Raw genomic sequence first — 21,031 nt, 5'->3', positions numbered from 1 at the left:
CTCGGACCGGGTCAGGCCCCCTCGTCCCACTCCCCGCCCAGCGCAAGCAGTTCCTTGCTGTGCTCCACCTGGGAGATCCACTCCGGAGGCCAGCCCGCGATCCCGTGGTAGGCGCCCGCGAAGGCACCGGTGAGCGCGGCGATGGAGTCGGAGTCGCCGGAGGTGCACGCGGCGCGGCGCACCGCCGCGACCGGGTCGTCGGGGAAGAGCATGAAGCACAACAGGCCGGTGCCCAGGGCCTCTTCGGCGATCCATGCCGCGCCCGTCGCCAGGCACGGATCGGCCTCCGGGTCGACCCCGCCAGGCGCGGTGGCGGCGGCCAGGCGTTCGAGGACGCCGATGCACTCCTGCCAGCCCCCGTCGACGTAGGCAGCGCCCTGGGGTGCGAGGTCGCCGAGCCACTGGCCCCAGCCGGGAGGCGGCGTGAGGACCGAGGCGCGCGCGTAGGCGAGCAGCAGTTCCGGCAGAAGGGCGGGCGCCGTGCCGTGGGCGAGGAGCCGGATCGCGTACGCGGTCAGGTCGCTGGCGGCGAGGGCGGTGGGGTGGCCGTGCGTGAGGGCGCTCTGCAACTGGGCGATCAGGGCGCGGTGGTGAGGCGCCGCGCCGGGGACAAGGGCGACGGGCGCGACGCGCATGTTGGCGCCGCAGCCCTTGGAGTTCGGGAGTGTGGCCTGGGCCCACGGGGTGCCCTTGCGCAGGGCGCGGCACGCGGTCATGCAGGTGTTGCCGGGGGCGATGCCCGGGCGGTCGAGCCAGGCACCGAACCGCTCGATGAGCGCGCCGGTCACCCGCTGGGGCTGGGCGAGCCCGCCGCCCTCCTGCACCTGCCGCAGGGCGCGGGCCACCGCCAGCGTCATCTCGGTGTCGTCCGTGACGAGCGCGACGCCGTCGTGCCGCACGGGCAGCCGCATCCCGCGCCAGGGCCCGAACTCTGCCTCGATGCGCGTGACGGACGTGAGGAACTCGGTGGGCTGCCCCATGGCATCACCGATCGCGGAACCGATGAGGGCGCCGGTGGCGGGGCGCTTGTTGGGGGTGCTCACGAGGGTGTGTTCCTTCCGGTGGGACGTACTGGGTGTGCTGGACGTGCTTCGGTACCAGGTGACCAGTGCCTGCACGGCGCCGGCGAACGACCCGTTCTCCAGGGCGCTGGCGATGCAGCCGTCCCCGAAGCGTTCACCTCGTACGACGCTGGTGATCAGGCGGACGGCGTCGGCCGCGCCGATGGTGCCGTCGTCACCGGGCCGTGGCGGCTCTTGGTCCATCCACTTGTAGGCGGGCGTGACGGCACCGACCTCGTACAGCAGCTCGGTCACACGCTGGACGAGGGGCGGGTACTGAGGAAAGGGAATGTGCCGGACCCCGTTGTCCCCCACGGGAGACGTCCACGGCACGTCCCGAATCTCACGCAACGGCCCGGTCCCGCGCTCCAGCTCCTCCCACTGCGCGCCCTTGGTCAGGTCGAGCTGGTCGAGCAGCGCGGCATCGTCGGCCGGCGCGTCGCCAGGCTGATTCATCGTCGTCGTCCCTTCGTCAGCCGAAAGCGTTCACGCCGATGTCGCGGACCGGGAGCGTGACACCGAGGCGGTAGCCGCGGTTCATGCGCACCCAGCTCGACGGGGCGGCGTTGCGGGTCAGCTCCTCGACCGTCGCCCTGCCGACGCCTGGCCAGTCCTTGGGGGCGTAGTCCTCGCGCGTGGCGATCTCCAGCAGGTGAGGGTACTTACCGTCTCCAGCGTTCTGCAGCCACAGCGGCCTGCCCTCCGCGGTGAGGGGATAACACACCTCGGCGACGCGCAGGACCTCCAGGAATTTCGCGGCCGTGGTTCTTGCCACGCGCAGCCGCTGGTATTCGAGCTCGACATCGTTGACCGACGGGTCGAACCCCATTCCCTTGGCCGTCACCTTCCACTTGGGGTTCGCCTCGAACTCCGACATCGACCCGTCGGGACGGATGCGCCACAGTCCGATGTATCCGGTGACCGGGATCTTCCGGCGGTCGTAGAGCGGAAAGTGCTGGTCCACCGCGAACCAGAGACGTTCTCCCTCTGCTGGCCTGGCTTGTTCGGCGGTTCGCCGCATCTGGTCGGAGGGGTGCACGACGAATCCCTTGTCCCGTTCGTACCTGGGGAAGTGGCGGGAGAACAGGCTGCGTCGGTCCGGTTCGTCGATACTGGGCGTGACGACCTTCTCCGGGAGCTCGGCCGGACTCTGTGCCTCGCCCCACTCGCCCCGCAGCACGGCTCCCGGGTACGGCCAGGCGCCGATGAGCTTGGTCTGGGCCTCGGCCAGGAACTCGGTGGGTTTCAGCCCCCGCTCGTAGGCCGCTCGACGCCGCCCGAGCCAGAAACTGTACGACTTGTTGCTCGCGTCGTCTCCTTGCTCCCTATTGATGTAGATGCCTGCAGCACCCTCCTCATCGGATGCCCACAGACAGCCGAAAACCCCGATGGGGTTGGCCAGGAGCACATACGTGACCGGGCCGTCGTACCGACTCGGGTAATCGGGCGGGCTGTACACGAGCCGCGGGCTGAGGGGTTCCGACTGGGGCCTCACCAAGGGGGTTTCCTCATTCCCCCCGGGGGTGTTCTCACTCACTTGGCTACTATTTCTCCGTAGATGTGGTACTTGCCGTCCACGTTCGCGACTTCCGACACCTGGAACTTCTGGCCCCGGTCGAGGAGCAATTCTCGCTCACCCCGGTTCTGGCTGATCTCGTCGACCCACATCCCATGCGTTCCCTCGGGGGCTCGGAGGTGCAGCACGGATTCGGTGTGCGTGAACTGCGTCGGCCCGAGAGACGTGGACAGATAGCCGTCGTCCGAGAGCGTCTTGCCGGCCAGTTCCTGGGGGGCGCTCACCTTGAATTCCTTGAGCCAGTGGTCCAGGTCGGTCGCCCTGTGGACCACCAGGTCCTCCGGGAGGGTGCTCTTGGTCATGGCGGAATCGATGTTGTCGATCCAGCCTTCGACCTGCGGGCTCGCCAGGCCGGCGTCCCCTCGCAGCAGTCCGTTGATGTCGCCGAAGCGGTGACTGGTGTAGGCGTGCAACGCGTCGCGCTCTTCCGCGGGCAGCGAGCGGACGGTGTCGCCCAACTCGGAATTTCCGTACCGCACCGCCGAGTCCGCGTCGAAGTCCCGGGCGCCGGTGAGGGCTTCGTGCTCATCGCCCCGGGCCGCGGACGTGTCACCGTCGGGTGGCTGCTCCGGTGACTGGTCCGGGGATTGCGCCGGTGAGTCGTCCAGGTCACCGGGGTGCCCCTCCCCTGCACCGTTGGCACGGTCGTCCCAGTCACCCCTGTCCGGGGCATCCGGGGCAGGACCGTCCTGGCCGCCGCCATGACCATCGGGATCGCCCAGCGCGTCGCCGGGCGCATCCGAAGCAGGAGACTCGGACGGGCCGTGCCCGGCCCCATCGGACACCCCGGGCGCCCCGGCCGGGTCGTCCGCCGCGCTGTGGGACGGGACGTCGTCCGCCTTGGCGGCATCCTCGAAGGAGCTGTTCGCGCTGTCCGGCACCGCAGGGCTGTCCAAACCCGCGGGGGGCTCCGGCACCGCGGGACTCTCCGGCCCCCGGTCTACCGTCCACCCCTCCGGCAGCTGCACCTTGCCCGACGCATCGGCCGCGCCGTGCCTCGCCGCGGACTCCCCGGCTTCCTCGGCGAAGTCCCCCGCCGCATGCCGCCCCGCGCTCCGGGCCGCCGACTCCGTGGCCTCCTCCGCGCCCTCGCGGGCCACCGAGGTCAGCCCGCGCCGCGCCGCCGACGCACCGGTCGCCGCACCACCCGTGGCGACATCCGTCGCGGCGTCGAAGAGGAACGTACCCGTCGCCTCCGCCGGGTCCTTGGACCAGCCGGAGCCGCCCATGCCCTTCACCAGGTCGACGGGGTGGTTGGTGCTCTTGACGAGGCCCGCGGTCAGACCGCTCACGTTGGAGAGGTACTGCATCGGGTGCGTCATGTTGTACGGCGTGAACGGCTGCACCGTGTTGAGCAGCCGCACGGTGTCCGAGCCGCCCTTCACGAAGCCGCCCACCAGGTGCTCGGTGCTGACGATGCCGGACTTCGTGTAGTCCCCGACCGCGGACATGAGTTGGGTCCCCATGCCCGGTGCGTCGGGTGCACCCTTGGACGCCTCGAGGACCTTGGCCTTCGCGGCGGCGGCCGCCGAAGTCCGTTGCTCTCGCGCCTCGTCGAGGATCTCGCGGGCCTCCTGCTTGCCCGCCTCCCCGGGGTCCTGGAAGGCACCGGGATCCTTGGGCGCGGGGCCCTGTTCGGCGCCGAGGGACCCGGACAACTTGTAGTCCCACACCGCCTGCTGCTCGCGCTCGTACGCGGCCCGCGCGTGCTCGGAGCGCTGCTCGGCGGCGCGCCAGGTCTGGACGGCCACGGCCGCCTGCTTGCGCGCCCACTCGACGGTGTCGGCGTACGCGTGCAGCGCGCTCGCGGCGTCCTGGCAGGCGTCGGCCGCGGTCAGCCACCTCTTGGGGTGCGCGTCGAACTTCTCGCGGAACGAGTCACCCGCCGCGCCGCTCCACTCCCCGGTGGCGATCTTCCGTAGCGCCTGCCCGGTCGACTCGAAGGCCTTCGCGAACTTCGCGAGGTGGTCGGCGGACTCCCGCAGATCGCCGGGCGAACCGTGGACGAGCTCGCCCGGCTCGACCGTCTCGTCGAGCTCGCGCTCGGGGACGTCGACGCCCAGCTTGTCGCCGGCCCACTCGAGGCCGTCCTTGGTGCCCTCGACGACCGTGTCCTTCACGGCCCCGACCTTGTCGGAGACCCAGTCCGTGACGCCCATCAGCCGTCACCGCCGCGGCCCGCACGGTAGGCGGACTCGAGCATGTCGATGCTCGCGCCCCTGACACCGCTGGTGGCGGAGTCCTTCAGTGTGCTCGACCACTGCTGATGCATGTCGTCCATGGCGGACTTGGTCGCATCCGGCGACATGTCGGGCCGGAAGGACTCCTTGGCGCCGTCGCCGATCTCGCTCCACGACATCTTGCTCGCCTGGTCGCCGGTCACCGTCGGAGCCCCGTACTGCGCCATGACCGCGTCCTTGACGATGCCCTCCCCGTACTCCTCCATGTCGTGGTACGTGCCGGCGGACAGGTCGAGCTTGTCGGCGACCTCGTTGCCCTCCTGCACGAGTTCGCGCACGCCCCAGGCCCACCGCTCGCCGAAGGCGGTCAGCGCCGCGGCCAGGCCGGCGTCCCCGACCTGCAGCTTGCTCAGCGTGATGTCCTCGAAGCCGCGCCCCACGGCGCCGTTCCCGACCGCGTGCAGGCCGCCGAGCGACTGCAGCTCGTCGATGACCTGGTTGATGCCCTTGGCCGCCTGCTTGAGCAGGTCCGGGTCGACCCCGTAGCCGTTGCCGCTCACGCCATCGCCCCCTGCGCCACGATGTCGACGGCGATCGCGTCCGGGACGATGCCGGACGCGGGCGGCAGCAGCATCGGATACGCGCCCGCCACATCCACCGCGACGCCCGCCGGCTCCCTCACCTCGCGTACGAGATCGGGCAGGACGTCGTCCAGGAGCCGGAAGCCGAGCACGGTCACGAAGCTGATCCGGCCGCGCTGCACCGCGAGATCCGCGTCGTCCTGCGCGGCCTTGGCGTGCACGAACCGCTGCAACTCACCCTGCGAGGTGAAGGCATACAGCCACCGCGTGCCCCGCACCGAGCCGTTCCACAGCGAACGCGGCCCGGCCATCGGCACGATGACCGCCGCCTCACGGAACGCGGCGAGCAACGCGTCCCGGTCCCCGCGCTCGGCGTAGAAGTCCCGTATCTCGGCGGCCAGTTCGGCCCGCCCGGCTTCACCCGCGGTTCTCTGGGCATGGCTGGGCCCGTGTTCCGCGTGCATCATGCGTTGTTTCCTCCCCCGTGCGCGGCGCGATGATCATGCAATCACAAACATGTGTGCGCGATGCAAACAGGTCGGGGCGGCCCGGAACGCAAAAGTGCCGGCCGAGAAGAATCTCGACCGGCACTCCAGGAGTGTCCGAGGGGGGACTTGAACCCCCACGCCCGATAAAGGGCACTAGCACCTCAAGCTAGCGCGTCTGCCATTCCGCCACCCGGACAAGGTGTTCGCCGCTTCCGGGGCCTTGCCCCGTGGCGACGAACAGAACCTTATCAAGGGTTCGGAGTGGCTTTCACCAGCACCTATGCGAGGCGCATCCCTACGGCGCCGTCATCCGCTGCTCCACCTCCGGGTGCTTCTTCACCCACGCCGCGACGGCCTCCTCCTGGTGGCCCTGGCCGTGCTTGTTGATCTCGATCTCCAGGGTGCCGAGTTCGTCCTCGGTCATCTTGAAGTCCTTGAACCACTTCGTGAGCTGCGGGTACTGCTTGGTGAACGCCTTGCTGGTGACCGTGCGGATCGTGTCGCCCTTGCCGAAGAGGCCCTTGGGGTCCTTCAGCTTGGTCAGGTCGTACTTGCTGTAGGCCCAGTGCGGGGTCCAGAGGAGCACCGCGATCGGCTCCTTCTTGGCGTACGCGCGCTTCAGCTCGGCCAGCATCGCCGGCGTCGAGCCGTTGACGACCTTGTACTCCTTGTCGAGGCCGTAGCCCGGCACGACGTCCTTCGTGAGGATGTCCATCGTGCCGGTGCCGCCCTCGATGCCGACGATCTTGCCGTTGAACTCCTTGGCCCGTCCCTTGAGGTCCTCGACCGACTTGATGCCCTTCACGTAGGAGGGGACGGCGATCTCCAGCGAGGTGGGCCCGTACCAGGAGCCGAGGGTCTCGACCTTGTTCTTGTACTTGTCCCAGTAGCTCTTCTGCGTGTACGGCAGCCAGGCGTCGAAGTTGACGTCGAGGTCACCGGTGGACAGGCCCGTGTAGACCGGGCCGACGTCCATCTGCTTCAGGTTGAACTTGTAGCCGCGGTTCTCCAGGACGTGCTTCCAGAGGAAGGTGACCGCGATGTCCTCGTCCCAGGGGAACCAGGCGACGTTCACGGGGCGCTTGGCCTCGGCGGGGGTCGACTGCTTCTTGACCGGGGCCAGCTTGTCGACGAAGCCGGGGCTCTGCTGCTTCAGCCACGCCTTGACGGCGTCCTGCTGCTTGCCCTTGCCCGACTTGTTGATCTCGGCCTCGAGGCTGGTGAGCTGCTTGTCGGTCAGCTTGAACGACTTGAGCCACTTGTCGACCTCGGGGAAGTCCTTGCCGAAGCCCTTGCGGCCGATGGAGTGGATGCCGTCACCCTTGCCCCAAGTGCCCTTCGGGTCCTTGAGCTTGGTGAGCTTGTAGTCGTTGTACGCCCAGTGCGGCGACCAGAGCGGGACGACGATCGGCTTCTTCTTGGCGTACGCGCGCTTCAGCTCGGCCAGCATCGCCGGCGTGGAGCTGTCGACGACCTTGTACTCCTTGTCGAGGCCGTACGCCTTGAGGACCTTGCTCTTCAGCATCTGCATCTCACCGGCGCTGGCCTCGATGCCGGTGATCTTGCCGTCGAACTTGTCGGCCTGACCCTTCAAGTCCTCCATGGACTTGAGGTCCTTCATGTACGAAGGCACCGCCAGCTCCAGGGACGTGGGGCCGTACCAGGAGCCCAGGTCCTCGAGGTCCTTGCCGTACTTCTTCCAGTACGGGGCGTGCGTCGTCGGCAGCCACGAGTCGGTCTGGAAGTCGACCGAGCCCTCGGCGAGCGAGGTGTAGAGCGGGCCGGCGTCGAGCTGCTTCATCTCCACCTGGAAGCCGCGCTGCTCCAGGACCTCCTTCCACAGGAATCCGGAGGCGACGGCGTCGTCCCACGGCACGTAGCCGAGGGTGATCTTCTTGCCCTGGCCGACGTCGGTGGACGCGGCCGTCGGGGAGGTGGCGGCGTTGTTCTGGCCGAACATGCCCATGCCGCCCGCCACCAGCGCGAGGACGACGACACCGACCACGGCGACGGCCGGGCGGGGGCGGTACGACCAGATCTTCAGGCCCTGCGTGGCCCGCAGCTTGTTGAGGGCGCGGCGGCCGAGCGGGGAGACCTGCTGGCCGAGCGAGCTGGTCATGCGGTCCAGGTAGATCGCCAGGATGACGATCGAGATGCCGGACTCGGCACCGAGGCCCACGTTCAGCTGGCCGATGGCCTCGTTCACGGCGCCACCGAGGCCACCCGTGCCGACCATGCCCGCGATGGCGGCCATCGACAGGCCCAGCATGATGACCTGGTTCACGCCCGCCATGATCGTCGGCAGTGCAAGGGGCAGCTGCACCCGGAACAGGGTGTTGCGCGGCGTCGTACCGAACGCGTCCGCGGCTTCCACCAGCTCCTTGTCGACCTGGCGGATGCCCAGCTCGGTCATGCGCACGCCCGGCGGCACCGCGAAGATCAGCGTCGCCACGATTCCGGCCGGGGCACCCGAGCCGAAGAACAGGATCGCCGGGATCAGGTAGACCATCGCCGGCAGCGTCTGCATCAGGTCGAGGACCGGACGGAACAGATTGCTGATCCGGTCGGAGCGGGCCGCCCAGATGCCCAGCGGTACGCCGATGATCAGCGCGATGAGGGTGGAGACGAGGACGAGCGACAGGGTCTCCATCGCCTTGTCCCACAGCTCCAGGTTCTGGATGAACCAGAGCCCGACGAAGGCCAGGACGGCGCCGAACGTGCCGCGCAGCCAGAACGCGATGACGGCGAAGATGCCCGCCAGCAGGAGCGGCTCGGGCGCCTGGAGCAGTTCGGTCAGGCCGTTGTAGACGCCGTTGAAGATGCTCTCGAAGAAGCCGAACAGCCAGTCCAGGTGGACGAGCATCCACTGGACGACGTCGTTGACCCCGTCACCGAAGGGAATCCTAGGCACCGGCGTTCACCTTCTTCGACGACTCGTCCTCGGTGAGGTCGGAGGCCGCCGCGTTGTCCTCCACGGTCTTCGTCGGCTCGCCCAGCACCGCGAGCAGCCGCTCGCGCGGCACCACACCGACGAGCTCGCCCGCGTCGTCCACGACGGCGACCGGTGTCGCGCTCGTCGAGCACGGCAGGAACAGCTCGGCGATGGGTGTGTCCTCGTGGACCTGCGCCGGAGCCTCGGCCATCGCGTAGCCCTCCCCCGGCTCCGCCATGATCGCCCGCGCGCTCAGCACCCGGGAGCGGTCGACGTCCTGCGTGAAGGAGGCCACGTAGTCGTTGGCCGGCGTGACGAGAATGTCCTCGGCCGAGCCGATCTGGACGATGCGACCGTCGCGCATGACCGCGATGTTGTCGCCCAGCCGCATGGCCTCGTTGAGGTCGTGGGTGATGAAGACGATCGTCTTCTTCAGCGTCTTCTGCAGCTCCAGGAGCTGGTCCTGCATGTCGCGTCGGATCAGCGGGTCGAGCGCGCTGAAGGACTCGTCCATCAGCAGCAGGTCGGCGTCGGTGGCGAGCGCGCGGGCCAGGCCCACACGCTGCTGCATACCGCCGGACAGCTCGTCGGGGAAGGACTTCTCCCACCCCTCAAGACCGGCCAGCCGCAGCGCCTCGACCGCCCGCTCCTCGCGCTCGGCGCGAGGAACGCCCTGCACCTCCAGGCCGTACGCCGCGTTCTCCATCACCGAGCGGTGCGGGAACAGCGCGAAGTGCTGGAACACCATGCTGATCTTGCGGGCCCGCACCTCGCGCAGCTCGCGCGGAGCCAGCGCCGTCAGGTCCTCGCCCTCGAACTCCACGTGCCCCGACGTCGGCTCCAGAAGTCCGTTCAACATGCGCAGGAGCGTCGACTTGCCGGACCCAGACAGGCCCATGACGACGAAGATCTGACCGGGCTCGACGGTGAACGACGCGTCGATCACGGCAGCCGTGGTCCCCTCGGCGCGCAGCTCCTCACGGTCCGCGCCGCCGCGGAGCCTCTCCACAGCCTCTTGTTGTCGCCCGCCGAACACCATGTACAGGTGCTCGGCCACCAGTCTGGAGGACACACCGACCTCTATTCTCTTTGACCTGTGAAAGGTTGAAGGGGCCATGCATATGGCTCGAGGTCGCACCTGCCCGCGCCCGACCAGCGCAAACACAAAAAAGTGCCGGTCGAGAAGAATCTCGACCGGCACTCCGTGAGTGTCCGAGGGGGGACTTGAACCCCCACGCCCGATAAAGGGCACTAGCACCTCAAGCTAGCGCGTCTGCCATTCCGCCACCCGGACAAGGTGTGCGTCGCTGAACGCGGGGCGTTCCCCGCGGCGACACCTCAACAATACCAAGGTTTCGGAGTGGCTTTCACCTGCGTATCGGTGCACTCCCGGACACGGAGGGTGACTACTTCTTGATGCCGATGCCCTTCGGGTTCAGGTGGGCGATGTGGCCGCTCTCCGTGCCGGCCGACGGGTCGATGACGCAGTCGATGAGCGCCGGGCCGCCGGAGGCGATCGCCTCGGTGAGCGCGGCCGTGACCTCGGCGGGGGTCGTGGCGCGGTAGCCCTTGCCGCCGAAGGACTCGATCATCCGGTCGTGGCGGGCGGCGCTCATGAGCGTGGTGGGAGCAGGTTTGCCCGCGATGGTCTCGTCGCCCTTGTAGACGCCGCCGTTGTTCATGATCACGGTGACGACCGGCAGGTTGTAACGGCAGATCGTCTCCAGCTCCATGCCGCTGAAGCCGAAGGCGCTGTCGCCCTCGATGGCGACGACGGGCGCTCCCCCGCTCTCGACCGCGGCCGCGATCGCGTAGCCCATGCCGATACCCATGACGCCCCAGGTCCCGGAGTCGAGGCGGCGGCGCGGGTGGTGCATGTCGATGACGTTGCGCGCGATGTCGAGGGTGTTCGCGCCCTCGTTGACGATGTACGTCTCCGGGTGCTGGTGGACGACGTCGCGGACGGCCTTGAGCGCGCCCATGAACTGCATGGGGTGCGGGTCGGCCTCCAGGCGCTTGGCCATCTTGGCGACGTTCTGCTCCGAGCGGGCCGCGAGCTCCTCGCGCCAGGCGGTCGGCGCCGCGATCTGGCCGGGCTTCGTACGGTCGGCGAGCTGGTCGAGGACCGACTCGATGTCGCCGACGAGCGGGGCCGCGATGGGCTGGTTGGAGTCCATCTCCTTGGACTCGATGTCGACCTGGATGAACTTGGCGTCCGGGTTCCAACCGCGCTCGCCGTGGTTGAGCAGCCAGTTCAGGCGGGCGCCGACGAGCATGACGACGTCGGCCTTCTTGAGGGCGAGGGAGCGGGCGGTCGCGGCGGACTGCGGGTGGTCGTCGCGGAGCAGGCCCTTCGCCATCGACATGGGTACGTAGGGGATGCCCGTCGACTCGACGAGGTCGCGGATCTTGTCGTCGGCCTGTGCGTACGCGGCGCCCTTGCCGAGGACGATCAGCGGGCGCTCGGCGTTCTCCAGGAGGTCGATCGCGCGGTCCACGGCCTCGGGCGCGGGCAGCTGGCGCGGCGCCGGGTCGACGAGGCGGGAGAGCGTGCGGTCGCCCTCCTCCTTGTCCATGACCGCGCCGAGCACCGCCGCCGGGATGTCGAGGTAGACGCCGCCGGGGCGGCCGGAGATCGCGGTGCGCAGGGCGCGGGCGATGCCGCGGCCGATGTCCTCGACGCGGCTGACACGGTAGGCCGCCTTCACGAAGGGCTGGGCGGCGGCGAGCTGGTCCATCTCCTCGTAGTCGCCCTGCTTGAGGTCGACGAGGTGGCGCTCGCTGGAGCCGGAGATCTGCACCATCGGGAAGCAGTTGGTGGTGGCGTTGGCGAGGGCGACGAGGCCGTTGAGGAAGCCGGGGGCCGAGACCGTCAGACAGATGCCGGGCTTCCGGGTGAGGTAACCGGCGATCGCGGCGGCGTGGCCGGCGTTCGACTCGTGGCGGAAGCCGATGTAGCGGATGCCCTCGGCCTGCGCGAGGCGGGCCAGGTCGGTGACGGGGATGCCGACAAGGCCGTAGATGGTGTCGACGTCGTTCTTCTTCAGGGCGTCGACGACGAGGTGGTAGCCGTCGGTGAGCTCGGCCGGCGCGTCGGCTCCTGCCGCGGCCTCGGCGGTTTGGTCAGCGGTCGAGTCAGCGGTCATGATCCGGGTTCCTCCTTGGACGGGTCCTGCCGGTGCGGCTCATGCACGTACGGCCGGTGCGGCTCCTGCTCTCACCTTCGACAGGGCGCGGCGCCCCGTCCAAGACCCATCGGCTTCCAGCCGATAAACGGCGTCTATCGAGAGTCAAGCGCGTCCCAAATCCCCTGCTGGGGGCGGCGCTTCGGGCTTCATAAGCCATTGCTATCGGCTGTTCGTGAGTGCGTATTGGACGTGCGCTGCCGCTGACCGCACGCTCGCTGAGGATGGGAGGTGGAAGGCATGGCCACGTCGGCCCTGACCGTCACGGGGCTCCCCGGTCTCCTCGACCGGCAGACGCGTGCGCGGCCCCACGCCCCCGCGCTCGTCGTCGGCGACGAGCGGGTTCCCCTGTCGTACGAGGAGTTGGACGCGCTCGCGGACCGGATGGCCGGGCGGTTCGCCGCGGCGGGGCTGCGGCGCGGCGACGTGCTCGGGATCGCGCTGGGGAACACCGCGGAGTTCGTGGGGGCGCTGCTGGGCGCGGCCCGCGCGGGGGTGGTCGCGGCCCCGCTCGATCCTGCGCTTCCCGATGACGAACTACGGGCACGGGTGGGCGAGTTGGGGGCGAGGGTCGTGCTCGGCGCCGACGGGCTCGGCGACACGGGTGTCGGTGTCGCGCGGCGCATGCGGCCGGAGCACGCGCTCGTCCTGTTCACCGCGGGCGCCACGGGGCGGGCCCGGACGGTGCCGCTGACGCAGGCGAACGTCGCGGCGTCCGTGCACACCATCTGTGCCACGTACGCGTTGGGGCCCGAGGACGCGACCGTCGCCGTCATGCCGTTCTTCCACGGGCACGGCCTGTTCGCCTCGCTGCTGTCCACGCTCGCCGGTGGGGGGCGGGTGCTGCTGCCCGCGGGCGGGGGGTTCTCGGCGGAGACGTTCTGGGCGGATCTGCGGGCGGTGGGGGCGAGTTGGTTCACCGCGGTGCCGACGATCCACGAGGCGCTGCTCGACCGGTCGTCGGAGGCCGCCGATGTGGGGGCGCCGCCGCCGCTGCGTTTCGTGCGCAGTTGTGGTGCGCCGCTCAATGCCGCGACCCACCGGGCGCTGGAGCGGATGTTCGGGGCGCCGTTGCTGTCCGCGTACGGGATGACGGAGGCCTCGCACCAGATCGCCAGTGAGCCGCTGCCGCAGGACGGGCCGCTCAAGCACGGGACGGTGGGGCGGGCGACGGGGGTGCGGCTGCGGGTCGTCGGCCGGGACGGGCGGGAGTGCGCGGCCGGGGTGCGGGGCGAGGTGTGGGTGTCGGGGGCGACCGTGGCGGGTGAGGGGTGGTTGCGGACGGGGGACCTGGGGTCGTTGGACGAGGACGGGTATCTGTCGCTCGCCGGGCGGATCGAGAGCCTCATCGTGCGGCGGGGGCTATCGATCTCGCCGGAGTACGTGGAGGACGTCCTCGCCGGGTGTCCGGCCGTCGCGGAGGCGGCGGTGTTCGCGGTGGGCGGGGAGCGGATCGGGGCGGCGGTGGTGGTGCGGGGCGAGGAGTGCGTGGAGCCCTCGGAGATTTTGCGGTACTGCCGGGGGCGGTTGGCCGCGGTCGCCGTGCCGGATCGGGTCGTGTTCGTGTCCGCGTTGCCGCGGACCGCGCAAGGTGGGTTGGATCGGGGGGCTGTGCGGGAGCGGTACGGGTGAGGTGGCGGGCGGGGTGGGTTGACGTCGCGGGGCTCTGCCCCGGGCCCCGCGCCTCAATCGCCGGCGGGGCTTGATTTTCCTGGCCTCGCCGCATGGAGATGGAGGCCGGGGCTCCTCTGGTCGAACACCGTGTCCAGGTTGAGTGCCGTCGCCGCGCTCACGAAGGCACGGGCCGCCACCGAACCCGGTGTGCCCGCGTGGATCGCCACCGAGACCTGGGCGCCGGCCTCCGGGTCCACCAGCGGCAGCGCCCGCGTGCGGCCGTCCACCGGCATCGCGCGCAGCCAGGTGTGGGGCACGACGCTGGCCCATTCGCCGTCGCCCACATGTGCGTACAGGGAGGCGATGGAGTCGGTCTCGACCTGAGGGGTGACCTCCAGGCCCTTGTTGGCGAAGACCTTGTCGATGATCTGGCGGATGCGCATGTCGGGGGTGAGGAGGGCCAGCGGGAGCTGTGCCGCGTCCGACCAAGTGAGGCTGCCCGTGCGGGACTTGAACTGGTCGTCCGAGACCAGGAGCATGTAGCGCTCCTGGTAGAGGGGGACGACCTGCAGGCCCTCCTGGTCGTCCGGGTCGAAGTGGGCGATGGCCACGTCGAGTTCGAAGTCGCGGAGTTGGCGGTGGAGCTCCTTCGTCGAGAGGCGGGAGCGGACCTGGACCTTCGCCAGGGGGTGTGCCGAGCAGAACGCGCCCACCGGGAGGGCCAGCGTGGTGGATGCCGTGGGGTCGGTGCCCAGGCGGAGTGTGCCCGTGATGCCGGACTGGACCGCGGCGACCTCTGCCTTGAAGGCGTCCTGCTCCGCGAGGATGCGCTTCGCCCACACCACCAGGCGCTCGCCCTCGGGGGTGAGGCCCTGGTAGTTGTGGCCGCGGTTGATCAGCGTGACGTTGAGCTCGCGCTCCAGCTTGGCTATCGCCGCGGAGAGCGCGGGCTGGGAGACGTAGCAGGACTCGGCGGCGCGTGCGAAGTGCCGCTCGCGCGCCACCGCCACGAAGTACTCCAACTGCCGGAACAGCATGTACGTCTCCTCTGCCACGTGATCTTCATCCGTAGCGTGCTACGGCAGCACGGTGCGTGCCAATAGGTCGGTCGCCGCGTGGATGGCGCGCAGCGTGGGTGCCTCGGCGCCGGTGATGTCGGCCATCTCGACGACGGCCGTCACGATCGCGTCCAGCTCCAGTTGCTTGCCCGCCTCCAGGTCCTGGAGCATCGAGGTCTTGTGGGCGCCCACGCCCTCGGCGCCGCGCAGCCGTTTCTCGATGGAGATCTCGGGCGTCGAGCCGACGCGGGCCGCGATGTCGAGGATCTCCTCCATCACGCGGGCGACCATGGTGCGGGTCAGCGGGTGCCGGCACATGTCGGCCATGGTGGCCCGGGTGAGCGCGCTGATCGGGTTGAAGGCCGCGTTGCCCATCAGCTTGATCCAGATGTCGTCGCGCAGGTTCTGCTCGACGGGGCACTTGAGGCCGCCCGCGACCATGGCCTCGCTCAGGTCCGTGCAGCGACGCGAGACACTGCCGTCCGGCTCGCCGATCGAGAAGCGGGTGCCTTCCAAGTGCCGTATCACGCCCGGGGATTCGATGACCGTGGCCGGGTAGACCACGCAGCCGATCGCGCGCTCGGGCGGCAGCACCTTGCTCGTCGCGCCGCCCGGGTCGACGGCCTCGATGCGGCGGCCCTCGTACGGCCCCTTGAGCTGGTGGAAGTACCACCAGGGGATGCCGTTCTGCCCGGCCACCAGCGCGGTGTGCTCGCCGAGCAGCGGGGCGACGAGCGAGCCGCACGAGGGGTACGAGTGGGCCTTGAGCCCGAGGAACACATAGTCCACGGGGCCGATCTCGTTCGGGTCGTCGGTGGCGTGCGGGTGGGCGGTGAAGTCGCCGCGCGGGCTGAGCACGCGGACGCCTTCGGACTGGATGGCACGCAGATGGTCCCTGCGGGCGACGAGGTGCACGTCCGCGCCGCCGCGGTGCAGGGCCGCGCCCACGTATGCGCCGATGGCTCCGGCGCCGACAACTGCGATCTTCATGTGGTGCCTCCTGGATTCGAGGGTGTGGAGGTACGCACATGTCGCCGCCCGCGCGCCGCACAGCACACGGAACGGACGACATGGTCAATCACTGGTGAAAGTAGGCGCGGCCGCCGCGCGTGCCCTGTCGCGCGGCGGCCGCTGGGAAGGTGGCCGGGTGGGCCGGGGTCAGCGCATGAGTTTCACGGCCGCGACCACTAGCGGGTCGAGGCCGTCCGCTCCGTCGTCCACGAGCGCGTAGAGCCGCTTCCGCATCCGCGGGTCCCAGAACCTCGTGAGGTGTCCGGCGATCGCCTCGGCCGCCGCCGCACCCGGCAGATGGACCTGGTTCGCGGCGATGTCGTTCGCCATCCGGCGCTCGGCCGGGACCGTGTGCGCCATGTCAGTCCACCACCGTGACGAGTTCGTCCGCCGCCTCGCGAGCGGCCTCGGCCTTCGGTGCGAGCCCCACCTGCACGGCTGTCACCTTGTACTCCGGGCAGTTGGTCGCCCAGTCGGAGTTCTCGGTCGTCACCACGTTCGCGCCTGTCACCGGGTGGTGGAAGGTGGTGTAGACGACGCCCGGTGGCATCCGGTCGGAGATCTGCGCGTGCAGTGTCGTCGCGCCGACGCGGCTGGAGAGTGTCACCAGGTCGCCGTCGGTGATGCCGCGCTCCTCCGCGTCGTGCGGGTGGACCTCCAGGATGTCCTCGGCGTGCCAGGCGACGTTGCCGGTGCGGCGGGTCTGCGCGCCGACGTTGTACTGGCTGAGGATCCGGCCCGTGGTGAGGACCAGCGGGAAGCGGCGCGTGCTGCGTTCGTTGGTCGGGACGTAGGAGGTGACCACGAAGCGGCCCTTGCCGCGCACGAACTCGTCGACGTGCATGGTGGGTGTGCCCTCGGGGGCCTCCTCGTTGCACGGCCACTGGATGGAGCCGAGCTTGTCGATGAGCTCGAAGGAGACACCGGCGAAGGTCGGGGTGACCGAGGCGATCTCGTCCATGATCTGCGACGGGTGGTCGTAGGACATGTCATAGCCCATGGCGGTGGCGATCTCGCACACGATCTGCCACTCGTGCTTGCCCGCCTTGGGCGGCATCACCGACCGCACCCGGTTGACGCGCCGCTCGGCGTTGGTGAACGTGCCGTCCTTCTCCAGGAAGGAGGCGCCGGGCAGGAAGACATGGGCGAACTTCGCCGTCTCGTTGAGGAACAGGTCCTGGACCACGACCAGTTCCATGGCTTCGAGGGCGGCCGTGACGTGCTGGAGGTTCGGGTCCGACTGGGCGATGTCCTCGCCGTGCACGAACAGGCCCCGGAAGTCGCCGTCGATGGCCGCGTCGAACATATTGGGGATGCGCAGGCCCGGCTCGGGCAGCAGCGCGGAGCCCCACAGGTTCTCGAAGACGCCCCGCACGGCGTCGTCGGAGATGTGCCGGTAGCCGGGCAGTTCGTGCGGGAAGGAGCCCATGTCGCAGGAGCCCTGCACGTTGTTCTGTCCGCGCAGCGGGTTCACACCGACGCCGTCGCGGCCGATGTTTCCGCAGGCCATCGCGAGGTTGGCCATGCCCATCACCATCGTCGAGCCCTGGCTGTGCTCGGTGACACCGAGGCCGTAGTAGATCGCGCCGTTGCCCGCGGTGGCGTACAGGCGGGCCGCCGCACGCAGCTCGGACGCGGGTACGCCAGTGATCTCCTCGGTGGCCTCGGGGCTGTTCTCGGGGCGGGCCACGAACTCGGCCCACTCGTCGAAGCCCTCGCAGCGCAGCTCGATGAAGGCCTTGTCGACGAGGTCCTCGGTGACGACGACGTGCGCCATGGCGTTGACGACGGCGACGTTCGTGCTGGGCCGCAGGCTCAGGTGGTGCTGGGCCTCGATGTGCGGGGAGCGCACGAGGTCGATGCGGCGCGGGTCGACGACGATCAGCTTGGCGCCCTCGCGAAGGCGCTGCTTCATGCGGGAGCCGAACACCGGGTGGGCGTCGGTGGGGTTGGCGCCGATGACCATGATGACGTCGGCCTCGGCGACGGAGCGGAAGTCCTGGGTGCCGGCCGATTCGCCGAAGGTCTGCTTGAGCCCGTAGCCGGTGGGCGAGTGGCACACGCGGGCGCAGGTGTCGACGTTGTTGTTGCCGAAGGCGGCGCGGACCATCTTCTGGACGACGTACACCTCTTCGTTGGTGCAGCGGGACGAGGAGATGGCGCCGATCGCGCCCGCGCCGTGCCGGTCCTGGATCTCGCGGAAGCGGCGGGCGACCGTGCCGATCGCCTCGTCCCACTCGACCTCGCGCCACGGGTCGGTGATGCGCTCGCGGACCATCGGCTTGAGCTTGCGGTCGGGATGGGTGGCGTAGCCGAAGGCGAAGCGGCCCTTGACGCAGGAGTGGCCCTCGTTGGCGCCGCCGTCCTTGTAGGGGACCATGCGGACAAGTTCGTCGCCGCGCAGCTCGGCCTTGAAGGAGCAGCCGACGCCGCAGTACGCGCACGTGGTGATGACGGACCGCGTCGGCATGCCGAGGTCGACGACCGACTTCTCCTGGAGAGTTGACGTCGGGCAGGCCTGGACGCAGGAGCCGCAGGACACGCACTCGGAGTCCAGGAACGACTCCCCCGCGCCCGCCGACACCTTCGACTCGAAGCCGCGCCCCTCGATGGTGAGCGCGAAGGTGCCCTGCACCTCGTCGCAGGCGCGCACGCAGCGCGAGCAGGCGATGCACTTGGACGGGTCGAAGTCGAAGTACGGGTTGGAGGTGTCCTTCTCGGCGTCGAGGTGGTTGGCGCCCTCGTAGCCGTAGCGGACCTGGCGCAGGCCCACCACCCCTGCCATGTCCTGCAGTTCGCAGTCGCCGTTGGCGGGGCAGGTGAGGCAGTCGAGGGGGTGGTCGGAGATGTACAGCTCCATGACACCCTGGCGGAGCTTCTCGACCTTCGGTGTCTGGGTCTTCACCGACATGCCGTCCGTGCACGGTGTCGTGCAGGAGGCGGGGGTGCCGCGGCGGCCGTCGATCTCGACGACGCACAGCCGGCAGGAGCCGAACGCCTCCAGGCTGTCGGTCGCGCACAGCTTCGGTACGTCGATGCCGGCCTCGGCGGCCGCCCGCATCACGGACGTGCCCTCCGGGACCGTCACCTGCTGGCCGTCGATCTCCACCGAGACCGTCGCGGCTCCGGGGCGCTGTGGAGTGCCGAAGTCGGGTTCCTTCATGAGTGTCATGCCTGGCCCTCCGTCCGAGTGCTTCCCGGCTGTACGGGGTGGATGTTCAGGAGCCGACGGTCGCCGCGGTCGACGAAGTCGTCGGCGAAGTGCGCGAGCGCGCTGCGTACGGGCATCGGGGTCAGACCGCCCATGGCACACAGTGAACCATCGGTCATCAGCTCGCACAGGTCCTCGAGCAGCGCGAGATTCTCGTCCCGCTGCTCACCGGCGACGATGCGGTCGATGACCTCGACGCCGCGCACCGAACCGACGCGGCAGGGCGTGCACTTGCCGCAGGACTCCTCGGCGCAGAACTCCATCGCGAAGCGGGCCTGCGCCGCCATGTCGACGGTGTCGTCGAAGACGACGATGCCGCCGTGCCCGAGCATCGCCCCGGCCTCGGCGAGCGCCTCGTAGTCCATCGGCAGGTCGAATTGCGCCTCCGGCAGATACGCGCCGAGCGGTCCGCCGACCTGCACGGCCCGCGCGGGGCGGCCGCTCAGGGTCCCCCCGCCGTAGTCCTCGATCAGCTCGCGCAGGGTGATGCCGAAGGCGGTCTCGACGATGCCGCCGCGCTTGATGTTGCCGCCGAGCTGGAAGACCTGGGTGCCGCGGGAGCGGCCGACGCCGAGGTCCTGGTAGGCCTTGGCGCCGTCGGCGAGGACGACGGGGACGGTGGTGAGCGTGAGGACGTTGTTCACCACGGTCGGCTTGCCGAACAGGCCCTCGATCGCGGGGATCGGCGGTTTCGCGCGGACCATGCCGCGCTTGCCCTCCAGGCTCTCCAGCATGGAGGTCTCCTCGCCGCAGATGTACGCGCCCGCGCCGACGCGGATGTGCAGGTCGAAGTCGAGCGACGAGCCGAGGATGCCCGCGCCGAGCCAGCCGCGGCCGCGCGCGATGTCGATCGCGGCACCCATGGTGGCGATGGCGTCGGGGTATTCGGAGCGGATGTAGAGGTAGCCCTCGCTCGCGCCGACGGCGTGGGCGGCGATCGTCATGCCCTCGATGAGGAGGAACGGATCGCCCTCCATGACCATGCGGTCGGCGAAGGTGCCGCTGTCGCCCTCGTCGGCGTTGCAGCAGATGAACTTGGTGTCGTCGGGCCCGCTCTCGCAGTCGAGGACCGTCTTCCACTTGATGCCCGCGGGGAAGCCCGCGCCGCCGCGCCCGCGCAGGCCGGAGTCGGTGACCTCGGTGACGACGTCGGCGGGCGTCATCTCCAGCGCCGCGCGCAGCCCGCGCAGGCCGCCGTGGGCCTCGTAGTCCTCGGGCGAGAGCGGGTCGGTGACGCCGACGCGGGCGAAGGTGACCCGGTTCTGCCGTTGCAGCCACGGGAGTTGGTCGACCGGGCCGAGGCGGAGCGGATGCTCGGCGCCGTCGAGCATTCCGGCGGCCAGCAGGCCGGGTACGTCGTCAGGGGTGACGGGGCCGTAGGCGACGCGGCCCTCGGGGGTCACGACCTCGACGAGGGGTTCGAGCCAGAGCAGTCCGCGCGAGCCGTTGCGGACCACGTCCACCCCCAACCCGGCCTCGATCGCTGCCAGTTGGAACGCCTGCGCGACCTCGTCGGCGCCCACGGAGCGGGCCGCCGCGTCGCGCGGTACGTACACGGTCGCCATGTTGTCGGAAGTCACCTCTCACACCGTCCCGTTGAGGATCGCGCCGAGCCGGTCCGGGGTCACGCGCCCGTACAGCCGACCGTTCGCCTCGACCGAGGGGCCGAGCGCGCAGTTGCCGAGGCAGAAGACCTGCTCGACGGTGACACGGCCGTCGGCGCTCGTGTCGCCGAGCTCCAGGCCCGACTCCCGTACGTGCCGCAACAGGCCGTCGGCGCCCAGGGCCTGGCAGGCCTCGGCGCGGCAGACGCGGACGGTGGAGCGGCCCGCGGGCTCGCGGCGGAAGTCGTGGTAGAAGGTCACCACTCCGTGCACATCGGCCCGCGAGAGGTTGAACTCGTCGGCGAGGACGGGGATCGCCTCCTGCGGTACGCACCCCAACTCGGCCTGCACGGCGTGGAGTACGGGCAGCAGCGCGCCGCGCTCGCCACGGTGCGCGGCGGCCGCCCTCCTGACCACGCTCTCGACCGACACGTCCGTCCCGCTGGTCGTCATGATCGCTCCGCCTTCCGTCATGCGGGCCTCCGGCGCGGGTGCAGGAGACCCCAGCACTACCCCATACAGACTTCTGT

The 21,031-nt window shown here is 69.9% G+C and carries 15 protein-coding genes, 2 tRNA genes and 1 pseudogene; 1 reads left to right on the top strand and 17 read right to left on the bottom strand.

Going from position 1 to position 21,031, the window contains the following annotated elements; translation table 11 throughout:
• Positions 1-11 precede the first annotated feature (11 nt).
• The 11 genes and pseudogenes from ACZ7L4_RS10040 to oxc form a co-directional block, all read right to left on the bottom strand.
• A complete protein-coding gene (locus ACZ7L4_RS10040) occupies positions 12-1,043 on the bottom strand; it encodes an ADP-ribosylglycohydrolase family protein (RefSeq protein WP_472101994.1) in 1,032 nt (343 codons plus the stop codon).
• 60 nt (positions 1,044-1,103) lie between these two features.
• Positions 1,104-1,517, bottom strand: a pseudogene (locus tag ACZ7L4_RS10035) (DUF6508 domain-containing protein); the annotation flags it as partial.
• A gap of 16 nt (positions 1,518-1,533) precedes the next feature.
• Complete coding sequence (locus ACZ7L4_RS10030) at positions 1,534-2,598, bottom strand: hypothetical protein (protein ID WP_472101239.1); 1,065 nt, start codon at positions 2,596-2,598, stop codon at positions 1,534-1,536.
• A complete protein-coding gene (locus tag ACZ7L4_RS10025) occupies positions 2,595-4,796 on the bottom strand; it encodes a putative T7SS-secreted protein (protein ID WP_472101238.1) in 2,202 nt (733 codons plus the stop codon). Before ACZ7L4_RS10025 ends, ACZ7L4_RS10030 begins: the two co-directional genes overlap by 4 nt.
• Positions 4,796-5,377 carry a hypothetical protein gene (locus ACZ7L4_RS10020; RefSeq protein WP_472101237.1) on the bottom strand — a complete coding sequence of 194 codons (582 nt, stop codon included), beginning with the start codon at positions 5,375-5,377 and terminating at the stop codon, positions 4,796-4,798. Before ACZ7L4_RS10020 ends, ACZ7L4_RS10025 begins: the two co-directional genes overlap by 1 nt.
• Entirely contained in the window at positions 5,374-5,865 is a 492-nt protein-coding gene (locus tag ACZ7L4_RS10015; RefSeq protein ID WP_472101236.1) for a hypothetical protein, read from the bottom strand. The genes ACZ7L4_RS10020 and ACZ7L4_RS10015 overlap by 4 nt, the downstream gene beginning before the upstream one ends.
• Before the next feature lie 132 nt (positions 5,866-5,997).
• Positions 5,998-6,082 (bottom strand) — tRNA-Leu (locus ACZ7L4_RS10010).
• 99 nt (positions 6,083-6,181) lie between these two features.
• Positions 6,182-8,797, bottom strand: a complete 2,616-nt coding sequence (locus ACZ7L4_RS10005; protein WP_472101235.1) for an ABC transporter permease/substrate binding protein — start codon at positions 8,795-8,797, stop codon at positions 6,182-6,184.
• The gene (locus ACZ7L4_RS10000) at positions 8,790-9,857 is read right to left on the bottom strand and encodes a quaternary amine ABC transporter ATP-binding protein (protein WP_472101992.1); all 1,068 of its coding nucleotides are present in this window, start codon (positions 9,855-9,857) and stop codon (positions 8,790-8,792) included. Before ACZ7L4_RS10000 ends, ACZ7L4_RS10005 begins: the two co-directional genes overlap by 8 nt.
• A 170-nt stretch (positions 9,858-10,027) precedes the next feature.
• A tRNA-Leu gene (locus ACZ7L4_RS09995) sits at positions 10,028-10,112 on the bottom strand.
• Between the two features lie 112 nt (positions 10,113-10,224).
• A complete protein-coding gene (gene oxc / locus ACZ7L4_RS09990) occupies positions 10,225-11,964 on the bottom strand; it encodes an oxalyl-CoA decarboxylase (RefSeq protein WP_472101234.1) in 1,740 nt (579 codons plus the stop codon).
• Positions 11,965-12,243: 279 nt separating this feature from the next.
• Between oxc and ACZ7L4_RS09985 the strand changes: the two genes are divergently transcribed.
• Complete coding sequence (locus tag ACZ7L4_RS09985; protein ID WP_472101233.1) at positions 12,244-13,635, top strand: AMP-binding protein; 1,392 nt, start codon at positions 12,244-12,246, stop codon at positions 13,633-13,635.
• A 53-nt stretch (positions 13,636-13,688) separates the two neighbouring features.
• Here the strand turns inward: ACZ7L4_RS09985 and ACZ7L4_RS09980 are convergent, their stop codons facing one another.
• The 6 genes from ACZ7L4_RS09980 to ACZ7L4_RS09955 form a co-directional block, all read right to left on the bottom strand.
• Positions 13,689-14,654, bottom strand: coding sequence for a LysR family transcriptional regulator (locus ACZ7L4_RS09980; protein WP_472101990.1), 966 nt, complete (start codon positions 14,652-14,654; stop codon positions 13,689-13,691).
• A gap of 39 nt (positions 14,655-14,693) precedes the next feature.
• Entirely contained in the window at positions 14,694-15,665 is a 972-nt protein-coding gene (locus ACZ7L4_RS09975; protein WP_472101232.1) for a 2-dehydropantoate 2-reductase, read from the bottom strand.
• Positions 15,666-15,833: 168 nt separating this feature from the next.
• Entirely contained in the window at positions 15,834-16,046 is a 213-nt protein-coding gene (locus ACZ7L4_RS09970) for a formate dehydrogenase subunit delta (RefSeq protein WP_472101231.1), read from the bottom strand.
• 1 nt (position 16,047) lies between these two features.
• Complete coding sequence (gene fdhF / locus ACZ7L4_RS09965) at positions 16,048-18,858, bottom strand: formate dehydrogenase subunit alpha (RefSeq protein WP_472101230.1); 2,811 nt, start codon at positions 18,856-18,858, stop codon at positions 16,048-16,050.
• Positions 18,855-20,462 (bottom strand): formate dehydrogenase beta subunit, encoded by a 1,608-nt coding sequence (locus ACZ7L4_RS09960; protein WP_472101988.1) that lies wholly within the window; start codon positions 20,460-20,462, stop codon positions 18,855-18,857. The genes fdhF and ACZ7L4_RS09960 overlap by 4 nt, the downstream gene beginning before the upstream one ends.
• 18 nt (positions 20,463-20,480) lie before the next feature.
• Positions 20,481-20,975, bottom strand: a complete 495-nt coding sequence (locus tag ACZ7L4_RS09955) for an NAD(P)H-dependent oxidoreductase subunit E (RefSeq protein ID WP_472101229.1) — start codon at positions 20,973-20,975, stop codon at positions 20,481-20,483.
• Between the last annotated feature and the right edge of the window lie 56 nt (positions 20,976-21,031).

Source organism: Streptomyces sp. NPDC107575 (assembly GCF_055657265.1).
Note: the sequence above shows the minus strand (reverse complement) of the source record. Positions and strands in the feature narration are given on the sequence as shown.

Bases quoted from the DNA above. Each gene is read 5' to 3' on its own strand.
- ACZ7L4_RS10025 (WP_472101238.1), bottom strand. From the start codon at position 4,796: ATGGGCGTCACGGACTGGGTCTCCGACAAGGTCGGGGCCGTGAAGGAC.
- ACZ7L4_RS10015 (WP_472101236.1), bottom strand. From the start codon at position 5,865: ATGATGCACGCGGAACACGGGCCCAGCCATGCCCAGAGAACCGCGGGT.
- ACZ7L4_RS10000 (WP_472101992.1), bottom strand. From the start codon at position 9,857: ATGGTGTTCGGCGGGCGACAACAAGAGGCTGTGGAGAGGCTCCGCGGC.
- oxc (WP_472101234.1), bottom strand. From the start codon at position 11,964: ATGACCGCTGACTCGACCGCTGACCAAACCGCCGAGGCCGCGGCAGGA.
- ACZ7L4_RS09985 (WP_472101233.1), top strand. From the start codon at position 12,244: ATGGCCACGTCGGCCCTGACCGTCACGGGGCTCCCCGGTCTCCTCGAC.
- ACZ7L4_RS09980 (WP_472101990.1), bottom strand. From the start codon at position 14,654: ATGCTGTTCCGGCAGTTGGAGTACTTCGTGGCGGTGGCGCGCGAGCGG.
- ACZ7L4_RS09975 (WP_472101232.1), bottom strand. From the start codon at position 15,665: ATGAAGATCGCAGTTGTCGGCGCCGGAGCCATCGGCGCATACGTGGGC.
- ACZ7L4_RS09970 (WP_472101231.1), bottom strand. From the start codon at position 16,046: ATGGCGCACACGGTCCCGGCCGAGCGCCGGATGGCGAACGACATCGCC.
- fdhF (WP_472101230.1), bottom strand. From the start codon at position 18,858: ATGACACTCATGAAGGAACCCGACTTCGGCACTCCACAGCGCCCCGGA.
- ACZ7L4_RS09960 (WP_472101988.1), bottom strand. From the start codon at position 20,462: ATGGCGACCGTGTACGTACCGCGCGACGCGGCGGCCCGCTCCGTGGGC.
- ACZ7L4_RS09955 (WP_472101229.1), bottom strand. From the start codon at position 20,975: ATGACGGAAGGCGGAGCGATCATGACGACCAGCGGGACGGACGTGTCG.